Below are 18429 nucleotides of genomic sequence, written 5' to 3'. Positions count from 1 at the left end.
CGGCAGCGCATGAAAAAACCGGCCCCGCGTTGCACAACGCGGGGCCGGTTTTTTCATGCAGGGCGCGCGCGGCCCGCTCAGGATTCGCCGACCACCGTCAGGCGCCAGATTTCCAGCCCGCGCACCAGGATCTCGCCCGCCTCCGCGATATGCGCCTCGAGCAGCCGGCAGGCCCGCTCGACCTCGCCATGGCGCACGGCGTCCAGCAGCTCCAGGTGCTCGCGCTGCGAGCCCGGATCCCATGCGACGCACGACGCCGTCACATGCATGTAGCGCGTGCGCGATTCATGCAGCATGTCGATCGTCGCCAATAGCCGCGGCATCGCGCACGGCCGGTACAGCGCCTCGTGGAAGGCGCGGTTGGCCGCCTCCCAGTCGCGCATGTCGCGCGCCTGGTCGCCCGCGTCGATCGCGGCCTGCGCCCGCGCCAGGTCGCCGGCGCTCATCGCCGCCATCGCATGGCGCAGCGCCAGCGATTCGAGCGCGCCGCGCATCCGCGTGATCTCCACGATCGACGCCTCGTCCAGCGAACTGACCCGCACGCCCTTGCGCGGCTCGCTCACCAGCAGTCCGCGCGCCTCCACACGGCGGAACGCCTCGCGCACCGGCACATGGCTGGCGCCGAACTCCGCCGCCAGCGCGTCCTGACCCACCCGCTCGCCGGGCCGCAACTGGCCTGTGATGATGCGCTCGACCAGCGCGCGCGCGATGCGTCCAGGCAAGGTGTCGTCGTCGTCGCGGGAGGCGCCGTGGGCCAGGGTCATGCCGCCTCCCGCGCCTGCCAAAGCGGGCCGCAGGCGGATTGCGTGGCGGCGGCCAGACTGCCGTCCGCGACCCGGGCGCGCAATAGCGCGATGTCGTCATGGACCCAGCGGTCATCGCCAAGCATTGGCGGCACCACCGCCCGCACCGCGGACCAGGCCGCGGCCGTGCCCGCGCCGAGCGGATAGGCGGCCAGATCGGGCTCGGCCAGATCCAGCGCCTGCGCGGCCAGCAGCAGCTCGACAGCCACCACCGCCTGGCTGTTCTGGACCACGGTGCGCGTGCGGCGCGCCGCGAAACACGAGTTGCTGATGTGGTCCTCGGTATTGCCCTTGGCGGGCAGGCTGGTGGCGCTGGCCGGGCCGCACAGGCCCATGTTTTCCAGCACCAGCCCCGTACCCATGCTCTGTGCCACCGAAAAGCCGGTATTGATGCCGGGGCGCTGCGCGATCAGGTTGGCCGGCAGGCCGAAATTGCAGGCCGGGTCGACCAACCGCGCGCTGCGGCGGTCGCAGATCGCCGACAGGTCGGTCACCGCCAGCGCCAGCAGATCCATGGCCTGGGCGATGTATTGCCCATGGAAGTGGCCGCCCGAGACGATGGCGTAGCCCGCGTCTTCCGGGAAGATCAGCGGATTGTCGGTGGCGCTGTTCATTTCGGTCGCGAGGATGCCGTCGACGTAGTCCAGCGCGTCCAGCACCGGTCCGTAGACCTGCGGCACGCAGCGCAGCGAATAGACGTCCTGAATGCGCGGGGCCAGCGGCGGCGCGTGCGGCGTGCCCGCCTGCGCCGGATCCAGGCCGGGCGTCCCGCGCAGGCGCACCTGTCGGGCCGGCTCGGTGCAGCGCCGGCTGCCCGCCACCAACTGGCGAATCGCCGCGGCCACCCGCCGCTGGCCGCGATGCGGACGCGCCAGCATGACGCGGTCCTCGAAACACGACAGTTCGCCGCGCAGCGCCTCCAGCGTCATGGCCATCGACAACGTCGCGCCGCCCAGCAGCTCGCGCGCGTCGTGCGCGGCCAGCACCGCGTAGGCGAGCGAGGCCGTCGCGCCGTTGATCAGCGCGGTCGCGTCCTTGGCCTGCACGTCCATCGTGGCGGCCATGCCGGCCTGTTCGAAGGCGCGCGCGGCCGGCATCACCTCGTTCCGGTAGGTGACGCGCGATTGCGGCAAGCCCATCAGGGCGCCGCTCATCAGGGCCAGGGGCGCCAGGTCGCCGCTGGCGCCGACGCTGCCCTTGGACGGCACCACCGGCGTGATGCCGTGGTTCAGCATGGCGATGAGCCGGTCGATGATCGCGACCCGCACGCCGGAATGATTGCTGGCGAAGGCGTTCACGCGCAACGCCATCATGGCCCGCACCACCTCGTCCGGCATCGGCTCGCCCGTGCCCGCCGAATGCGAACGCACCAGACTGGCCTGGAATGTGGCGATCTCCGCCGGCGCGATGCGCTGGCTCTTGAGCGCCCCCACGCCGGTATTGAAGGCGTACATCAGCGGCGCGGCGTCGTTGAGCCAGTGCGATTCGATGTAGCCGCGCGTGGCGTCCAGCGCCTGGCGGGCGGCGTCGGCCAGGGCGACGGTGGCGCCGCCGCGCGCGATGGCAACGACGTCCTCGGCGTGCAAGTGCGCGCCGTCCAGCGAAATGACGGGAATGTTCATGGGCAGGGGCCTGGTCAATTTTTATAGATTATCTATAAAATTTCCTGACGTGACAAGAAATCCACGGTCCGTGCGAGGCCCCCTCTCTTCCCCGGCCCCCAGCCCCCGGCCCCCAGCGCCAGTCACGCCAGTCACGCCAACTGCGCCTGCCCGGACGGCCGCTCAAGACGAAGAAGAGGCTGCCCCGCGGGGCAGCCTCTTCCATGCATGGCTCGCTCTCAGGCGGCCGCGCCTTCCGCTTCCACCTGGCGCAGCGCCTCCTGCGCCCGCGCCAGCTTGGCGGCCGCGTCGCGCAGCGCGGTGCGCAGGCCTTCCTCGATGACCGGATGGTAGAACGGCATTTCCAGCATGCGCGCCACGGTCAGCTCCTGTTGCACGGCCCAGGCCAGCAGATGACCGATGTGCTCGGCGCTGGGGCCGACCATTTCCGCGCCCAGGAAACGGCCGGTGGCGATATCGGCGTACACGTGCAGCAGGCCGCGGTTCTTCAGCATCACCCGCGAACGACCCTGGTCGCCGAAATCGACCTCGCCCGTCACGAAGGTGCCCGGCGTCAGGCGGGCATGGCCCTGCCCGGCCAACGCGATCTGCGGATCCGAGAACACCACCGCCAGCGGCGCGCGGCGCAGGCCCTGGCGCACTTCCGGATAACGCGCCGCGTTCTCGCCGGCGATGCGGCCTTCGTCGGCCGCCTCGTGCAGCAGCGGCGCGTCGGCGTTGGCGTCGCCGGCGATGAAGATCGCCGAATCGCCCGCCTGCATGGTGTCGCGGTCGAACAACGGCACCCCTTGCGCGTTCAACTGCAGCGAGGTGTTCTCCAGGCCCAGGCCGTCCACATTGGGGCGGCGGCCGGTGGCCACCAGCGCGTAGTCGAAGCGTTCAGTGCGTTCGGTGTTGTCCAGCGCCACGTAGCGCACCTCGACCTCGTCGCCGACGCGCTGGGTTTCCAGCACGCGCGCATCCGGGTCCAGGTAGAACTCCTGCTGGAATATCTTGCGGGCGCTGTGGCGCACCTGCGGGTCGCTGATGCCGCCCAGGCTGCCGCTGACGCCGAACACGCGCACCTCGACGCCCAGCCGTGCCAGCGCCTGGCCCAGTTCCAACCCGATCACGCCGGGGCCGAACACCGCCACGCGGCGCGGCAGGTCATCCCAGGCGAACACATCGTCGTTGAGCACCAGGCGGTCGCCCAGCCCCCGGAACGGCGGCGGCACCGACGGCCGCGAGCCGGTCGCGATCACCACACGGGACGCATGGATCTCGGTGTGGTCGTCGACCCGCAGCACCGTGTCCGATTCGAAGCGGGCGTAGCCGCGGATCTTGTCTTCGGCCGGGATGTTCTCCACGCCCTCCAGCACGAAGCCGACGAAACGGTCGCGCTCGCGCTTGACGCGGTCCATCACCTCTTCGCCGTTGACCGTGACCTCGCCCTCGACGTGCACGCCGAACGGCGCGGTGTGCGCGGCGTGATACGCGGCCTCGGCGGCGGCAATCAGCAGCTTGGAAGGCATGCAGCCGACGCGGGCGCAGGTGGTGCCATAAGGACCGCCTTCGATCAGCAGCGCGCGCTTGCCCGCGGCCTTTGCGGCGCGGTAGGCGGCCAGGCCGGCGGTGCCGGCGCCGAGGACGGCGATATCGGTATGCAGAGTCTTCATGAGTGGGATCCCCCGGTGTAGCGTGCAGCAAACGTTGTCAAAGGCGGATTCCGCCTTGTTGCGCACCCTCAGGGACGAACGCCGTCCCGCGGCGCCCGCCGGGGCCGCGCGAAGATGCGGAAAAAGGGAAACCGGCGCGCCGGACCGCTCCTCGCGGGAGCGGCCGCGGCACGGGAAAGGGAGAGCGTCCCCTTCCCGCCAGCATCAGGCGAAGTGCGCCTTCAGGTCGTCCAGGCCGCCGATCAGCGAACCGTTGATGAACACCTGCGGAGCGGTGCCCTTGCCGGACACGGCGCCGATCACGCGGCCGCGCACCTTGTTCTCCAGCGGGATCTCGATCGGGGCATAGCCCTTGTCTTCGAGCAGCGCCTTGGCTTCCACGCAGAACGGGCAGCCGGGCTTGGAGAACACCACCACCTGGTCGGGCTTCTTGGCCGTCGGGGCGAAGTGAGCCAGCATGGTGTCGGCGTCCGACACTTCAAACGGGTCGCCTTCCTTCTCGGGCTCGATGAACATCTTCTGCACCACGCCGTCCTTGACGAGCATGGAGTAGCGCCAGCTGCGCTTGCCGAAGCCCAGGTCGCTCTTGTCGACCAGCATGCCCATGCCGGCGGTGAATTCACCGTTGCCGTCGGGCAGCAGTGTGATGTTGGACGATTCCTGGTCCTTGGCCCATTCGTTCATGACGAAGGTGTCGTTGACCGACACGCAGACGATGCTGTCGACGCCGGCGGCGGCGAAGGCCGGAGCCAGTTCGTTGTAGCGCGGCAGGTGGGTCGACGAGCAGGTCGGCGTGAAAGCGCCGGGAAGCGAAAAGACCACGACCGTCTTATTCTTGAACAGGTCGTCGGTCGTGACCTTTTTCCAGGTGTTGCCCTCGCGGACGGGGAACGTTACGTTGGGAACACGTTGGCCTTCACGGTTTTGCAGCATGCAATCTCTCCTTGGGGTAGCGGGGTCTTGTTCAACCACCATGGAAAGAATGATAAACGTCAGCTATCAATTATTCAAATTTAATTAATTTAATTGATTGATAGCTTAAAACAATAATCAAATAGCCGCCGTCAGGTTTTTTCTATCATACGCCCGACGGCAGCCGGCCGTCACACGTCACACGCGCTGCGGCTCGTAGCCGGCATCGCGGATCGCGGCCTCGACCTTATCAGCCTGGTCGGTGCCCGTGACGGTGACGCGATGCGCGGGCAGGTCCACCGCCACGCTGGCGCCCGGCGCCGCCGCCGTCACCGCGCCGGTGATGGTCTTGACGCAATGGCCGCAGGTCATGTCGGGGACTTGGAATTCGATGCTCATGGTGTTCTCCATAGGAATCAGGGGGGATTGCCGCACCGCTTCCGGTGCCAGCTCAACCCCAGCTTAGACCTTCCCATTATAGGAAGGTCAAGCGTAGAATAGTCCTTGACCTTCCCATCATGGGAAGGATGAAACTGGGGTCTTCCTACCTCAACCGAGACAGCCATGAGCGTTGCCAACCCTTCCGTCGAGCTTGAACTTGCCATCGAAGGCATGACCTGCGCGTCCTGCGTGAAGCGCGTGGAAAAGGCCCTGACCCGCGTGCCGGGCGTCGCCCAGGCCCAGGTCAACCTGGCCACCGAACGCGCCCTGGTGGCCTATGATCCGGCCGCGGCCCAGCCCGATGCCCTGGTCGCGGCCGTGGTCAAGATGGGCTACGAGGCCCGTCCGATCGCCGCCCAGGACGACCACGCCGAACGCCAGTCCGAAGCGCGCGACGCCGAGGCGCGGCGCCTGCAGCGCGCCTTCATCGCCGCCCTGGCGCTGACGCTGCCGGTGTTCGCGCTGGAAATGGGCTCGCACCTGATCCCCGCCATGCACCACTGGGTGCTGGCGAACATCGGCCAGCAAAATAGCTGGCTGCTTCAGTTCGTGTTGACCACGGCGGTGCTGGCCTGGCCCGGCCGCCACTTCTTCAGCAAGGGGCTGGCGGCCTTGTGGCGCCGCGCGCCCGAGATGAACTCGCTGGTCGCGCTGGGCGCCGGCGCGGCCTGGGGGTATTCGGTCGTCGCCACCTTCGCCCCCGCCTGGCTGCCGGAGAGCGCCCGCAACGTCTATTACGAAGCCGCCGCCGTCATCGTCACGCTGATCCTGCTGGGCCGCACGCTGGAAGCGCGCGCCAAGGGCAAGACCGGCGCCGCCATCAAGCGCCTGATCGGGCTGCAGCCGCGCACCGCGCGCGTCATGCGCGACGGCCAGCCGCGAGACATCGCCATCGAGCAGGTGCGCAAGGGCGACATCGTGGTGGTGCGCCCTGGCGAAAAGATCCCGCTGGACGGCGAGATCATCGAGGGCAGCTCGTACGTCGATGAATCAATGCTGACCGGCGAACCGGTGCCCGTGGAAAAGCAGCCGGGCATGCAGGCGACCGGCGGCACGCTCAATACATCCGGCAGCTTCACGCTGCGCGTCACCCACACCGGCGCCGACACCATGCTGGCCCGCATCATCCGCATGGTCGAGGCCGCCCAGGGCGCGCGCCTGCCGATCCAGGCGCTGGTGGACCAGGTCACCGCCTGGTTCGTGCCGGCCGTCATGGGCATGGCGCTGCTGACCTTCCTGGCCTGGTTCTTCCTCGGCCCCACGCCGGCGCTGTCGCATGCGCTGGTCAACGCAGTGGCGGTGCTGATCATCGCCTGCCCCTGCGCCATGGGCCTGGCCACGCCGACCTCGATCATGGTCGGCACCGGCCGCGCCGCCGAAATGGGCGTGCTGTTCCGCCAGGGCGACGCCCTGCAGACGCTGCGCGACGTGCAGGTGGTGGCCTTCGACAAGACCGGCACCCTGACGCTGGGCAAGCCCACCCTGACCGAACTTGCGCCGGCCGCCGGCTTCGCCGACCGCGACGTGCTGCAATGGGTCGCCTCGGTGCAGGCGCGCTCCGAACATCCGATCGCGCTGGCCATCGTGGCGGCCGCCGCCGAACGCCAGATCGACCTGTTGCCGGCGGAAGGCTTCGCCGCCATCACCGGCGCCGGGGTCGAAGCCAGCGTGGCCGGCAAGCGCGTGCTGGCCGGCGCCGACCGCCTGATGGCCGAGCGCGGCATCGACGTCAGCGCCTTCGGCCAGCGCGCCGAACAATGGGGCGACGAGGGCAAGACGCCGATCTACGTCGCCATCGACGGCCAGGCGGCCGCCATGATGGCCGTGACCGACCCGGTCAAGCCGTCGGCCGTGGACGCCATCGCCGCGCTGCACGCACAGGGCCTGAAGACCGCCATGATCACCGGCGACAACCGCCATACGGCGCAGGCCGTGGCGCGCCAGTTGGGCATCGACGAAGTGCGCGCCGAGGTGCTGCCCGACGGCAAGGTCGAGGCCATCGCCGCGCTGCGCGCCGGCGGCCGCAAGCTGGCCTTCGTCGGCGACGGCATCAACGACGCGCCGGCGCTGGCCGCGGCCGACACCGGCATCGCCATCGGCACCGGCACCGACGTCGCCATCGAGGCCGCATCCGTAGTGCTGATGGCCGACGATCTGCACGGCGTGCCCAACGCCATCGCGCTGAGCCGCGCCACGCTGGCCAACATCCGCCAGAACCTGTTCTGGGCCTTCGCCTATAACGCCGCGCTAATCCCGCTGGCGGCCGGCGCGCTGTACCCGGCCTACGGCCTGTCGCTGTCGCCGATCTTCGCGGCCGGCGCCATGGCGCTGTCCAGCGTCTTCGTGCTGGGCAACGCGCTGCGCCTGAAGACATTCCGCCCCCCGCGCGCCGCGCACTGACGCGCCGTTCTTCCAGGAGACCGCATATGAACATCGGACAAGCCGCGCAGGAATCCGGCATCTCGGCCAAGATGATCCGCTACTACGAGAGCATCGGCCTGATCGGCCCGGCGCTGCGCAAGGACTCGGGCTATCGGGTCTACAGCGAGCACGACCTGCACACGCTGCGCTTCGTGCGGCGCGCGCGCGACCTGGGTTTCTCGGTGGAACAGATGAACGAGCTGCTGGCGTTGTGGCGCGACCGCAGCCGCGCCAGCGCCGACGTCAAGCGCATCGCGCTCGAACACGTGGCCGAACTGGAACGCAAGGCCTGCGCGCTGCGCGACATGGCCGCCACGCTCAAGCACCTGGCGCACAACTGCCACGGGGATGATCGACCCGACTGCCCCATCCTGGAAAACCTGGGACGCTCCCAGTAAGAAAAAAGGGCAAGCCAACCGGCTTGCCCTTCTTGCATGCGGCCCGGCCGACGCCGGGGCGGGTCACGCCTGGCTTTGCGCCGGCGTCTCGCCCTCGGCCGCGACGCGGGCGTGGTAGGCCTCGGTGGCCGCCTGCTTGGACGCGGCCTTCTCGGCGGCCGCGGCGGCCTTTTCCGCTTCCGCGGCGGCCGCATCGGCCGCCTGCTGCAAGGCGCGCTGGCGGGCGCGCTCCTGCACTTCGCGCACGCCCTCGGCATCCAGCGATTCGAACACCGCGATCGACTCCACGTGCCCGGTGTGCGGGAACATGTTGATGACGCCGGCGCTCTTGAGCAGGTAGCCGCCCTCGTGCACCATGATGGCGGCGTCGCGCGCCAGCGTGGCGGGATTACAGGACACGTAGACGATGCGACGCGGGCGCTCCTCGGCCTTCAGTTGCGACAGCGCCTGCGCCACGGCCTGCGCGCCTTCGCGCGGCGGATCGATCAGCATGCGGTCGAAGAAGCCCAGGCCGCGCAGCCATTCGACGTCCACCTCGAACAGGTTGAGGGTGGCGAAACTGGTGCGCTCGCCCAGCCCGTGGCGCGCGGCGGCCTCATGGGCGCGGTCGGTCAGCGCCTTGCTGCCCTCCACGCCCACGGCCTCGCGGCCCTGGGTGGCCAGCGGCAGCGTGAAGTTGCCCAGGCCACAGAACAGGTCGGCGACGCGGTCCGTCGGCTGCACTTCCAGCAGCGTGAGCGCGCGCGACACCATGGAACGGTTGATGGCGTGATTGACCTGGGTGAAGTCGGTCGGCCGGTACGGCATGCGCAGGCCGAATTCGGGCATGGTGTAGGTCAGCGCGTCGCGATGCTCGGGCACCAGCGGATGCACCGTGTCCGGGCCCTTAGGCTGCAGCCACCATTGCACGTTGTGCTTGTCGGCGAAGGCGCGCAGCACGGCGATGTCGTTGTCGGTCAGCGGCAGCAGGTGGCGCAGCACCAGCGCGGTCACGCCGTCGCCCAGCGACACTTCCACCTGCGGCAGGCGGTCGGGCGCGGACATCGACGCGATCATGGCGCGCAGCGGCATCAGCAGGTCGCTGACGTGGCGCGGCAGCACATGGCATTCGCGCATGTCGGCCACGTAGCTGCTCTTGCGCTCGTGAAAGCCCACCAGCACCCCGCCCTTCTTGGGCACCACGCGCACCGACAGGCGGGCGCGGTAGCGGTAGCCCCAGGTCGGGCCATGCAGCGGCGCCAGGATGCGGGCCGGACGCAGCTTGCCGACGTGCCAGAAGGTGTCTTCGAGCGAACGCTGCTTGATCGCCACCTGCGTGGACGGTTCGAGATGCTGCATGGCACAGCCGCCACAGACGCCGAAATGCGGGCAGCGCGGCGCCACGCGCTGCGACGAGGGGCGCATCACCTGGTCGACCCGCGCGATTTCATAGGACGGTTTGCGGCGCACGGTGGTCGCCGTGACCCGCTCGCCGGGCAAGGCGCCTTCCACGAACACGACCTTGCCATCGCGGCGGGCGATGCCCCGGGCTTCCAGGTCCAGGGATTCGATACTCAAAACGTCAGACATCTCACGCAGTCCAGAAAATTCACGCAACCCGGCATTGTAAGAGGATTCGGCAGCGCCCCGCCCGCGCCCGAAAAAAAGGGGGACTTGCCGGAGACGGCCCGCCGGGCAGTCTCCATCAAGCCCCCCAAAAGCCGGCGCCGGTCAGGGCGCCGCCACGGATGGGAATCAGAACGAACGCGACACCGAGAACACGGCGCCCAGGCGGCCCGACGGATGGCCGTACTTGGTCGGCAGCCAGTTGTCCTTGGTGGCGCCGACGGCGGCCAGGCCCAGCACCCAGCCCTTCAGGTCCTTGGTCACGCCGAGCTTGTAGTCGACGTAATGGCCGATGGAGTCGCCGTCCATGTTGACCTGGTTCTTGAGCTTCTGGTAACCCAGATGGCCCACCAGTCCCCAGCCGTCGCCCAGGTCGAAGTTGGCGGTGCCGTCCAGGTACCAGGTGCCCTTGCTGTCGGGCGTGCTGAAGAAGTCGCTGGGCGTGTAGGAATACTTGAGGGTGTAGTTGGCGTAGGTCGCGGCCAGGTACAGGTCGGTGTTGTTGTAATTGCCGCCCTTGGGCGAGCTGGAGCCGGGATAGTAGTAGTGCAGCACGCCGGCGTCGAGCGTGAAGCCGCCGCCCACGTCGCCCTTCCAGCCGCCGTAGAAGTCCATTTCCAGGTTGCCGTCGGTGAAGACGAAACTGGATACGTTGGAGTTCCAGTTGCCCAGGTAGAAACCGGAGCTGTGGGTCAGATCGATGCCGAGTTGGGCCGCGGGCCGGAAATCGGTCTGCGAGTAGCCGCGGAAGCGATAGTCGCTCGCGATGGTGGCATTGCCGCTGAGCGAGAAACCGCCGCCCAGGTCGGTGGGTTCGGCCTGGGCCGTTGCGATGAAACAAGCGGCGAGCACAACGGGCAAGGCTAGCAACGTCTTCTTCATGGTGCGATGTCCTGATCGGATTTGACGAGGAGGAAGGCCGAAGGCGCATCCATCGGGCCGGTCCTGCAACGGCGGATGCCGGCTCCTTCCCCATCAAGCAAGGTCCGTGCCAGGTTTCAATTGCATCTCAACGGGCTGGCGCCGCGCTGAACGGGCATGCTGGTCGCACCAGGACGGTGCATCACGCCGCGCATGCAGGCGGCGGCGCATCAAAATGGGGCTGGCGCCCCGTGATGGCGCCGGGCACGAAAAAAACCCCGGCCCGCACAAAAGCGGGTCGGGGTCGCGCGGCGCCGCCCGGAGCGCCTCAGTTGGCGGCCGGAGCGGGCGGCGGCGGCACGGCGCCCGGCGCGCTGCCCGGGCCCTTGCCGTGGCGCCCTTCCATGCGCGCGTGGCGCTCCTGCATCTTGGCCTGGCGGTCCTTGAGCATCTGGGTCACCTGGGTGCGCTGGGCGTCGTTCAGGCTGTCCCACACGGCCAGCCATTGATCGCGGACCTGCTTGGCCTGCGTGCCGAACTGGTCGCGCGACTTGTCGGATTGCTCCAGCAATGCGCGCGGATCGAGCTTGCCGCTGTCCAGTTGCGCCTTGAGCAGATCGTGGCGCTGGCCACCGGAAGCGCGCATGGCTTCATGCAGGCTGCGCTGGCCGTCCTGCGCGGTCTTGACCAGGGCCTGCTGCTTGTCGTCCAGTTTGAGCTGATCGAGCTGCGCCTTGGACACGGGGCCCAGGCCCGGGATCCACAGGCCGTCGCGCATGCCCTTGTGGAAGCCGCCATCACGGGGGCCTTGATGCATCGCGGCGGGACCACCGTCGGCGGGCGCCGCCGCCATGACGGGACCGGCCAGCAAGCCGCCGGTGGCGGCGACCATGGCCAGGGCAGCCAGGTTGGAGCGGAGTGCGAATCGGGACATGTAGGTCTCCTGAAAGTGAAGAAAGCGAGGCCATTGTGCGATCCGCCCGGTTTCATCCAGGTTTCGTCCCCGCAAGCTATGTTTCAGTCGATTGCGCCTGCGCCAGGCGTGAAAACGGGGCCCGGCGGGCCCCGTCTGTCGAGCATGCCGCGCCAACCGCGCGCGCCGCTCAACTGGCGTCCCAGGCCGCCATGTACTCCTTCCAGTGCGGCGCATCGCTGGCCGTCAGCGTGTCGCGCACCAGCGCGATCTCGGCCTCGTAGGCCGTGCGGTCGAGTTCGCCGCGCAGGAAGCGGAAGCGGCAATACACCAGCCAGGTGTTGACCACGTCCGTTTCGCAATAAGCGCGGACCTCGTCGGCACGGCCCTGGCTCCAGGCCTCCCAGACCTTGCTGCCATCCATGCCGAGCTTGCCCGGAAAGCCGCACAGCTTGGCCAGTTCGTCCAGCGGCGCGTTGGCGCGGCCGTTGTACTTGGCCAGCAGGTCCATCAGGTCGGTGTGGCGCGAGTGATAACGCGAGATGTAGTTGTTGAACTTGAAATCGCGGTCTTCCTCGCCCATGTCCCAGTAGCGCGGCGCGGGCACGCCCTGGATCAGGCTGCGGTAGTGCAGCACCGGCAGGTCGAAGCCCGAGCCGTTCCAGCTAACCAGCTTGGGCGTGTAGCGCTCGATGGTCTTGAAAAAGCCGGCCAGCAGAGCGGCTTCGGGATCGTCGGGCTGGCCCAGCGTCTTGACGCGAAAGCCCTGGTCGTCGCGGAACACGCAGCCCACCACCGCCACCTTGTGCAGGTGCAGCGGCAGAAAGTCGTGGCCCACGGCCTCGCGGCGCGCGGTGAGCGCGCGCTCGACCACTTCGGCATCGGGCACGTCGGCGCTCCAGCCGTTGAGCTTGCGCAGGCCTTCCGCGTCGGGAATGGTCTCGAGGTCGAATACCAGGGTGGGCGTCATTTGGCGGGCAGGTACTGCATCGGATCCACGGGCGTGCCCTGGCGGCGGATCTCGAAGTGCAGGCGCGGCGAGGTGGTGTCGCTCTGGCCGATCTCGGCGATCTTGGCGCCGCGCTTGACGTCCTGGCCGGTCTTCACGAGCAGCGTGCGGTTGTGCGCATACGCCGTGATGAAGCCGTTCTGGTGGTTCACGATGATCAGGTTGCCCAGGCCGCGCACGCCGTTGCCGCTGTACATGACCTTGCCATCCGCGGCGGCGGTGACCGGGTCGCCCAGCGCGCCGGCGATATCGATGCCCTTGCTGTTGTTGTTGAAGCCCTGCATGATCTGCCCGCTCGCCGGCCAGGCCCAGTTGATCACGCCGGCATCGGCCGCGCGCGTGGCGGGCTTGGTCTCGGCCGGAGTCGGGGTGGGCGGAGGCAGCGACGCCGTGGCGGTGGCCGAGGTGTCGTTGGGCTGGTCCAGCGGACGCGGTTGCGGCTTGCTGCTGGCAATCGGCGCCGGTTGCGCGCCGCCGCCCGACGAACCGGACATCTTCAGCACCTGCCCGACCGAAATCTGGTTGGGATCGGTGAGGTTGTTCCAGCGCTTGATGTTCTCGACGTCGACATTGTTGGCGCGCGCGATCTTGTAGAGCGTGTCGCCCGGCTTCACGACATAACTGCCGCCCGGCTGGGCGGCGGCGGACGGCTGGCCGCCGGCCAGGTCGACGACCGGGGCGCGCGTGCCTTTGGATGCGCAGCCGGCCAGGATGGCCAGGCTGAGGACGCCAGCCACGAAAAGCGGGCGGCGCAGGCGGGTCATGGACACGCCGAGGGTCATATCGGTCAGTTGCAACTGCCCGTTGAGCATACGTTTCTCCTGTTTGCTCAAGATTGTATTCCGGCACGCAGCGGCACAAAGCGCACGGCCTCTAATTCGGTTCGTTTCCAGCTGGCCGCGCCCGTGCGTTCGATCAGCACCAGGCGCTGGTTCGAGCCCCCTTCGGGGGCGATCAGGCGTCCACCCGGCGCCAGTTGCTGGAGCAGCGCTTGCGGGATGGTCAGGCCGGCGGCAGCCACAACGATAGCATCGAACGGCGCCACGCCGGGCAGGCCCAGCATGCCGTCGCCGTAGATCAAGCGGATTCGCGTGGTCAGCCGCAAGGCGCGCAGATGCTCGCGCGCCAGCTCATAGAGACCGCGAATGCGCTCGATGGAATGGACCTCGCGCACGAACTGCGCCAGCACCGCGGCCTGGTAGCCGCAACCCGCGCCGACTTCGAGCACGCGGGTCGGCGCGCGGTCTTCGCAGACGGCCGCGATCATGCGCGCCACCACCCAGGGTTGCGAGATGGTCTGAGAATGGCCGATGGGCAGCGCCGCATCCTCGTAGGCCCGACTGGCCAGCGCCTCGTCGACGAACAAGTGGCGCGGCACCACGGCCATGGCGTTGAGCACGCGCTCATCGCTGACGCCCTGCCCGCGCAGGCGCTGCACCATGGCCTGGCGCAGGCGATCGGAATTGAGCCCCAGATTGCCGCCGGCCGTCGGCGTCGGCGCCTTGGCCTGGCTTTGCAGCGTGGCGGCCGAAACGCGGGTGTTGCTGTTGGCCGGCGTAACGCCGGGGCTGAGCCGTCCGGAGTCGTAGCGGACGGGACTGGGCCGACCGGGCACGGCCTGGGAGACGTCCGGCTGGCTTATGCGTCGGCGCATAGCGGCTCCGCCCAGGTCCGGATTTCGTCGAGCTGCCCGTGCTGGGTCAGGTCCAGCCGCAGCGGCGTGACCGACACCCTGCCCTGCGCCACCGCGTGGAAGTCGGTGCCCGGCGTAGCATCGGCGGCCTGCCCCACCGGCCCGATCCAGTAGACCGTGTCGCCGTAGGGGGTGGTTGTGCGCACCACCGGCTGCGACGGATGGCGCTTGCCCAGGCGGGTGACCTGGAAGCCATGCATGTCGTCGAAGCGGCGGCTGGGAATGTTGACGTTCAGCAGCACCGGCGCGGCCAGTGGCTGCGCCAGGTGGCGCTCGACCACCAGGCGCGCGGCGCGGGCGGCGGAGTCGATGTGTTCCCACCCCTTTTCGGCCAGCGAGAAGGCGATGGCCGGGATGCCGAACAGGTAGCCCTCGCTGGCGGCGGCCACGGTGCCCGAATAGAGCGTGTCGTCGCCCATGTTGGCGCCGTTGTTGATGCCGGACACCACCAGGTCGGGACGCGCGTCCATCAGCCCGGTCAGGGCGACGTGGACGCAATCGGACGGCGTGCCATTGACGGCGATGAAGCCGTTGGAGGCGGTGCGCACCGACAGCGGGCGGTTCAGCGTCAGGGAATTGGACGCGCCGCTGTGGTTGGTCTCGGGCGCGACGACGGTCAGATCGCCCAGGCCTTCCAGCGCCTTGACCAGCGCTTCGAGGCCAGGGGCCGAATAACCATCATCGTTCGAAACCAGAATTCGCATTGTGCATCCGAAAGAAAATAAAACGCGGGTGGACCGGCTGGATTGTACCGTCCGCGGAAGGCGCCGGCATGTCCGGCGCCAGCCGTCTCCGATCGTCCGCTCGCTAACCCGTAGGCGGGTCGGCCGGCGACCGGGGTAGAATCCGCAGCCATCGAGACAATTGCAAGATAACAACGGACTTCCTTACAACATGGCGATCACCGAACCGTCCCTGGCGTTTACCGCGGCCCTCATCCTGCTGGCCTACCTGATCGGCTCCGTGCCGTTCGCCGTGGTGGTCAGCAAACTCATGGGACTGCAGGACCCCCGCAGCTACGGCTCCAAGAACCCCGGCGCCACCAACGTGCTGCGCACCGGCAACAAGACCGCCGCCGCGCTGACGCTGCTGGGCGACGCCGCCAAGGGCTGGTTCGCCGTCTGGCTGGCGGCCAGGCTGGCCCCTGGCATCGCCCCCGGCCCCCTGGCTGCGGTGGCCGTGGCGGCCTTCCTGGGCCATCTGTATCCCATCTTCCTGGGCTTCAAGGGCGGCAAGGGCGTGGCCACCGCGCTCGGCGTGCTGGTGGCCATCCAGCCGTGGCTGGCGGTCGCCACCGCGGCCACCTGGCTGATCATCGCGGTGTTCTTCCGCTACTCGTCGCTGGCCTCGCTGGTGGCGGCGTTCTTCGCCCCGGTCTATTACGTGTTCGGCTCCGGCCTGGCGTGGTACGCCCAGCCGGCCATGGGCATCGCCCTGGCCATCATTGGCGTGCTGCTGTTCTACCGCCACCGCGCCAACATCGCGCGCCTGGTGCAAGGCACCGAAAGCCGCATCGGCGGCGGCAAGAAGAAGTGATCCGCGGGCCGGCGCGGGCGCCGCGCGCGCAATGAAAAAGGGGGCCTCGGCCCCCTTTTTCATTGCCCGTCCCGGTCAGGCGATATCGGCCAGGTCCCAGCGCGGCCGCACGGTGAAGCCGTGCGCGTCCGGGTCCAGCGTCACCAGCCCCGCCTTGACCCGCTCGGCCGCGGCGAAGGCGATCATGGCGCCGTTGTCGGTGCACAACGACAGCGGCGGAAAATAAGCCTGGGCCTTCAGGGGCTTGAGCGCGGCGGCCAGCCTGGCGCGCAGCAACTGGTTGGCCCCCACCCCGCCGGCCACCACCAGCCGGCGCAGGCCGGTCTGCTTGAGCGCGCGGATCGACTTGGCGGCCAGCACCTCGACGATCGCGGCCTGGGTCGCCGCGGCCAGGTCGGCACGGGTCTGTTCGTCCAGCCCGCCGTCCTGCTCGGCGGCCTTGACCCGGGTCAGTACGGCGGTCTTCAGGCCGCTGAAGCTGAAATCCAGGTCGCCGCTGTGCAGCATGGGACGCGGCAGGTCGAAACGCGCGGCATCGCCCTGCTCCGCCAGCCGCGCCAGCGCGGGGCCGCCCGGGTAGCCCAGCCCCATCAGCTTGGCGGACTTGTCGAAGGCTTCGCCGGCGGCGTCGTCCAGGGTTTCGCCCAGCAATTCGTAGCGCCCCACCCCGTCCACCCGCATCAATTGCGTGTGGCCGCCGGACACCAGCAGCGCCACGAACGGAAAGTCGGGCCGGGGATCGGCCAGCATCGGCGACAGCAGGTGGCCTTCCAGGTGATGAATGGCAATGGCGGGCAGATGGCGCGACCAGGCGAACGACTGCGCCACGCTGGCGCCCACCAGCAGCGCGCCGGCCAGACCGGGCCCGGCCGTATACGCCACCGCCCCGATGTCCGACATTTCCAGGCCCGCCTCCTGCAGCACCTGGTGCGTCAGCGGCACCACGCGCCGGATATGGTCGCGCGAGGCGAGTTCGGGCACCACGCCCCCGTATTCCTGGTGCATGGCGATCTGGGTGTGCAGCGCGTGCGCGAGCAGGCCGCGTTCCGTACAGACGGCTGCGACGCCCGTTTCGTCGCAGGAGCTTTCAAAGCCGAGAATAATCATGGCGGCAGAGTTTACAACTGATGCGAAAATACGCCCGTTTACAAAATGACCGAGGGCGGCCAAGCCCCCTTCCGACAAACCGAGCCTGCAAGCACCCTGGGGATAAGAATGCTGGAGAAGCTATTCAACCTGCGTGAACACGGCACGACCGCGAGAACCGAGATCGTGGCCGGCCTGACGACATTCCTGACGATGTCGTACATCATCTTCGTGAACCCGGACATCCTGTCGTCCACCGGCATGGACCGCAACGCCGTGTTCGTCGCCACCTGCCTGGCCGCCGCGCTGGGCTCGCTGGTGATGGCGCTGATCGCCAACTGGCCGATCGGCATGGCGCCGGGCATGGGGCTGAACGCCTTCTTCGCCTTCACCGTGGTCAAGACCATGGGCTACACCTGGGAGCAGGCGCTGGGCGCCGTGTTCATCTCGGGCGTGATCTTCCTGATCCTGACCATCTCGGGCATCCGCGTCTGGCTGGTCAAGGGCATCCCGCATTCGCTGCGCAGCGCCATCGCCGCCGGTATCGGCCTGTTCCTGGCCATTATCGCGCTGTCCAGCGCCGGCATCGTGGTGGCGCATCCGGCCACCAAGGTGACGCTGGGCGACCTGACCACTCCGGGACCGCTGTTTGCCATCCTGGGCTTTTTCATCATCGCCTCGCTGGACGCGCTGCGCGTGCGCGGCGCCATCCTGATCGGCATCCTGGTGGTCACGGTGCTGTCGATGGCGCTGGGCTACAACGAATTCAAGGGCGTGTTCGCGGCGCCGCCGAGCCTGGCGCCGACGCTGTTCAAGATGGACATCCTGGGCGCGCTGCACACCGGCTTCGTGCACGTCATCCTGGTGTTCGTGCTTGTCGAAGTGTTCGACGCCACCGGCACGCTGGTGGGCGTGGCCAAGCGCGCCGGCCTGATGCCGGAGGGGCGTCCCAACCGCCTGGGCCGCGCGCTGTTCGCCGACAGCACCGCCATCGTCGCCGGCTCGATGCTGGGCACCAGCAGCACCACCGCCTACGTCGAAAGCGCCTCGGGCGTGCAGGCCGGCGGCCGCACCGGCCTGACCGCGCTGGTGGTGGCCCTGCTGTTCCTGGCCGCGCTGTTCATCTCGCCGCTGGCCGGCGCCGTGCCCGCCTACGCCACCGCGCCCGCCCTGATCTATGTGGCCGGCCTGATGATGCGCGAACTGATCGACATCGACTGGAACGACGTCTGCGAAGCCACCCCGGCCGCGTTGACGGCGCTGGTGATGCCGTTCACCTACTCCATCGCCAACGGCATCGCCTTCGGCTTCATCAGCTACGTGGTGCTCAAGACCGCTACCGGCCGCGTGCGCGACGTGCATCCGGCCACCTGGCTGGTGGCGATCCTGTTCGTCATCCGCTACGCGTTCTTCCCGGAATAACGCCGGCAAGGCATGCATGCAAAACCGCCGCGCTTCCGGTCCGGAAGGCGGC

17 protein-coding genes are annotated in these 18429 nt (G+C 68.6%); 4 read left to right on the top strand and 13 right to left on the bottom strand.

Going from position 1 to position 18429, the window contains the following annotated elements; all coding sequences use genetic code 11:
* Positions 1–77: 77 nt before the first annotated feature.
* The 5 genes from HV783_RS03910 to HV783_RS03890 form a co-directional block, all read right to left on the bottom strand.
* Positions 78–764, bottom strand: a complete 687-nt coding sequence (locus tag HV783_RS03910) for a GntR family transcriptional regulator (protein WP_116793577.1) — start codon at positions 762–764, stop codon at positions 78–80.
* On the bottom strand, positions 761–2425 hold the full coding sequence (locus HV783_RS03905) for an HAL/PAL/TAL family ammonia-lyase (RefSeq protein WP_175188729.1): 1665 nt from the start codon (positions 2423–2425) through the stop codon (positions 761–763). The genes HV783_RS03910 and HV783_RS03905 overlap by 4 nt, the downstream gene beginning before the upstream one ends.
* Positions 2426–2643: 218 nt before the next feature.
* The gene (locus HV783_RS03900; RefSeq protein ID WP_144655052.1) at positions 2644–4080 is read right to left on the bottom strand and encodes a dihydrolipoyl dehydrogenase; all 1437 of its coding nucleotides are present in this window, start codon (positions 4078–4080) and stop codon (positions 2644–2646) included.
* Between the two features lie 204 nt (positions 4081–4284).
* On the bottom strand, positions 4285–5013 hold the full coding sequence (locus tag HV783_RS03895; RefSeq protein ID WP_175167371.1) for a glutathione peroxidase: 729 nt from the start codon (positions 5011–5013) through the stop codon (positions 4285–4287).
* Positions 5014–5190: 177 nt separating this feature from the next.
* The gene (locus tag HV783_RS03890) at positions 5191–5391 is read right to left on the bottom strand and encodes a heavy-metal-associated domain-containing protein (protein WP_064528716.1); all 201 of its coding nucleotides are present in this window, start codon (positions 5389–5391) and stop codon (positions 5191–5193) included.
* A gap of 165 nt (positions 5392–5556) precedes the next feature.
* Here HV783_RS03890 and HV783_RS03885 point away from each other — a divergent pair, with 165 nt between their 5' ends.
* Complete coding sequence (locus HV783_RS03885) at positions 5557–7833, top strand: heavy metal translocating P-type ATPase (RefSeq protein WP_175167372.1); 2277 nt, start codon at positions 5557–5559, stop codon at positions 7831–7833.
* Between the two features lie 26 nt (positions 7834–7859).
* Positions 7860–8252: a Cu(I)-responsive transcriptional regulator gene (cueR, locus tag HV783_RS03880; RefSeq protein WP_020927477.1), complete on the top strand. Its 393-nt coding sequence runs from the start codon at positions 7860–7862 to the stop codon at positions 8250–8252.
* 63 nt (positions 8253–8315) lie between these two features.
* Here cueR and rlmD read toward each other — a convergent pair whose 3' ends face one another.
* From rlmD to surE, 7 genes are all read right to left on the bottom strand, one after another.
* Positions 8316–9821 carry a 23S rRNA (uracil(1939)-C(5))-methyltransferase RlmD gene (gene rlmD, locus HV783_RS03875; RefSeq protein WP_064528712.1) on the bottom strand — a complete coding sequence of 502 codons (1506 nt, stop codon included), beginning with the start codon at positions 9819–9821 and terminating at the stop codon, positions 8316–8318.
* A gap of 165 nt (positions 9822–9986) precedes the next feature.
* Positions 9987–10739 carry a TorF family putative porin gene (locus HV783_RS03870; protein WP_054502674.1) on the bottom strand — a complete coding sequence of 251 codons (753 nt, stop codon included), beginning with the start codon at positions 10737–10739 and terminating at the stop codon, positions 9987–9989.
* Between the two features lie 307 nt (positions 10740–11046).
* Positions 11047–11652, bottom strand: coding sequence for a hypothetical protein (locus HV783_RS03865; protein ID WP_054502675.1), 606 nt, complete (start codon positions 11650–11652; stop codon positions 11047–11049).
* A 169-nt stretch (positions 11653–11821) separates the two neighbouring features.
* Complete coding sequence (locus HV783_RS03860; RefSeq protein ID WP_054502676.1) at positions 11822–12601, bottom strand: 3'-5' exonuclease; 780 nt, start codon at positions 12599–12601, stop codon at positions 11822–11824.
* Positions 12598–13452, bottom strand: coding sequence for a peptidoglycan DD-metalloendopeptidase family protein (locus HV783_RS03855; protein WP_054502677.1), 855 nt, complete (start codon positions 13450–13452; stop codon positions 12598–12600). The genes HV783_RS03860 and HV783_RS03855 overlap by 4 nt, the downstream gene beginning before the upstream one ends.
* 17 nt (positions 13453–13469) lie before the next feature.
* Positions 13470–14294: a protein-L-isoaspartate(D-aspartate) O-methyltransferase gene (locus HV783_RS03850; protein WP_054502678.1), complete on the bottom strand. Its 825-nt coding sequence runs from the start codon at positions 14292–14294 to the stop codon at positions 13470–13472.
* On the bottom strand, positions 14279–15037 hold the full coding sequence (gene surE / locus HV783_RS03845) for a 5'/3'-nucleotidase SurE (RefSeq protein ID WP_054502679.1): 759 nt from the start codon (positions 15035–15037) through the stop codon (positions 14279–14281). The genes HV783_RS03850 and surE overlap by 16 nt, the downstream gene beginning before the upstream one ends.
* A gap of 190 nt (positions 15038–15227) precedes the next feature.
* On the opposite strand from surE, the gene plsY reads away from it, so the two are divergent.
* Positions 15228–15869, top strand: coding sequence for a glycerol-3-phosphate 1-O-acyltransferase PlsY (gene plsY / locus HV783_RS03840; RefSeq protein ID WP_054502680.1), 642 nt, complete (start codon positions 15228–15230; stop codon positions 15867–15869).
* 75 nt (positions 15870–15944) lie between these two features.
* Here the strand turns inward: plsY and tsaD are convergent, their stop codons facing one another.
* Positions 15945–16976 (bottom strand): tRNA (adenosine(37)-N6)-threonylcarbamoyltransferase complex transferase subunit TsaD, encoded by a 1032-nt coding sequence (tsaD, locus tag HV783_RS03835; RefSeq protein ID WP_175188728.1) that lies wholly within the window; start codon positions 16974–16976, stop codon positions 15945–15947.
* Positions 16977–17084: 108 nt separating this feature from the next.
* On the opposite strand from tsaD, the gene HV783_RS03830 reads away from it, so the two are divergent.
* The gene (locus HV783_RS03830; RefSeq protein ID WP_175188727.1) at positions 17085–18377 is read left to right on the top strand and encodes an NCS2 family permease; all 1293 of its coding nucleotides are present in this window, start codon (positions 17085–17087) and stop codon (positions 18375–18377) included.
* The last annotated feature ends 52 nt before the right edge of the window (positions 18378–18429 follow it).

The sequence above is a fragment of the Achromobacter dolens genome (assembly GCF_902859745.1).
Taxonomy (GTDB): domain Bacteria; phylum Pseudomonadota; class Gammaproteobacteria; order Burkholderiales; family Burkholderiaceae_B; genus Achromobacter; species Achromobacter dolens.
This window is presented reverse-complemented; position numbering and strand designations above follow the sequence as displayed.

Bases quoted from the DNA above. Each gene is read 5' to 3' on its own strand.
- plsY (WP_054502680.1), top strand. From the start codon at position 15,228: ATGGCGATCACCGAACCGTCCCTGGCGTTTACCGCGGCCCTCATCCTG.
- tsaD (WP_175188728.1), bottom strand. From the start codon at position 16,976: ATGATTATTCTCGGCTTTGAAAGCTCCTGCGACGAAACGGGCGTCGCA.
- HV783_RS03830 (WP_175188727.1), top strand. From the start codon at position 17,085: ATGCTGGAGAAGCTATTCAACCTGCGTGAACACGGCACGACCGCGAGA.
- HV783_RS03890 (WP_064528716.1), bottom strand. From the start codon at position 5,391: ATGAGCATCGAATTCCAAGTCCCCGACATGACCTGCGGCCATTGCGTC.
- HV783_RS03905 (WP_175188729.1), bottom strand. From the start codon at position 2,425: ATGAACATTCCCGTCATTTCGCTGGACGGCGCGCACTTGCACGCCGAG.
- cueR (WP_020927477.1), top strand. From the start codon at position 7,860: ATGAACATCGGACAAGCCGCGCAGGAATCCGGCATCTCGGCCAAGATG.
- HV783_RS03910 (WP_116793577.1), bottom strand. From the start codon at position 764: ATGACCCTGGCCCACGGCGCCTCCCGCGACGACGACGACACCTTGCCT.
- rlmD (WP_064528712.1), bottom strand. From the start codon at position 9,821: ATGTCTGACGTTTTGAGTATCGAATCCCTGGACCTGGAAGCCCGGGGC.
- HV783_RS03885 (WP_175167372.1), top strand. From the start codon at position 5,557: ATGAGCGTTGCCAACCCTTCCGTCGAGCTTGAACTTGCCATCGAAGGC.
- HV783_RS03900 (WP_144655052.1), bottom strand. From the start codon at position 4,080: ATGAAGACTCTGCATACCGATATCGCCGTCCTCGGCGCCGGCACCGCC.
- HV783_RS03870 (WP_054502674.1), bottom strand. From the start codon at position 10,739: ATGAAGAAGACGTTGCTAGCCTTGCCCGTTGTGCTCGCCGCTTGTTTC.
- HV783_RS03860 (WP_054502676.1), bottom strand. From the start codon at position 12,601: ATGACGCCCACCCTGGTATTCGACCTCGAGACCATTCCCGACGCGGAA.
- HV783_RS03855 (WP_054502677.1), bottom strand. From the start codon at position 13,452: ATGCTCAACGGGCAGTTGCAACTGACCGATATGACCCTCGGCGTGTCC.
- surE (WP_054502679.1), bottom strand. From the start codon at position 15,037: ATGCGAATTCTGGTTTCGAACGATGATGGTTATTCGGCCCCTGGCCTC.
- HV783_RS03850 (WP_054502678.1), bottom strand. From the start codon at position 14,294: ATGCGCCGACGCATAAGCCAGCCGGACGTCTCCCAGGCCGTGCCCGGT.
- HV783_RS03865 (WP_054502675.1), bottom strand. From the start codon at position 11,652: ATGTCCCGATTCGCACTCCGCTCCAACCTGGCTGCCCTGGCCATGGTC.
- HV783_RS03895 (WP_175167371.1), bottom strand. From the start codon at position 5,013: ATGCTGCAAAACCGTGAAGGCCAACGTGTTCCCAACGTAACGTTCCCC.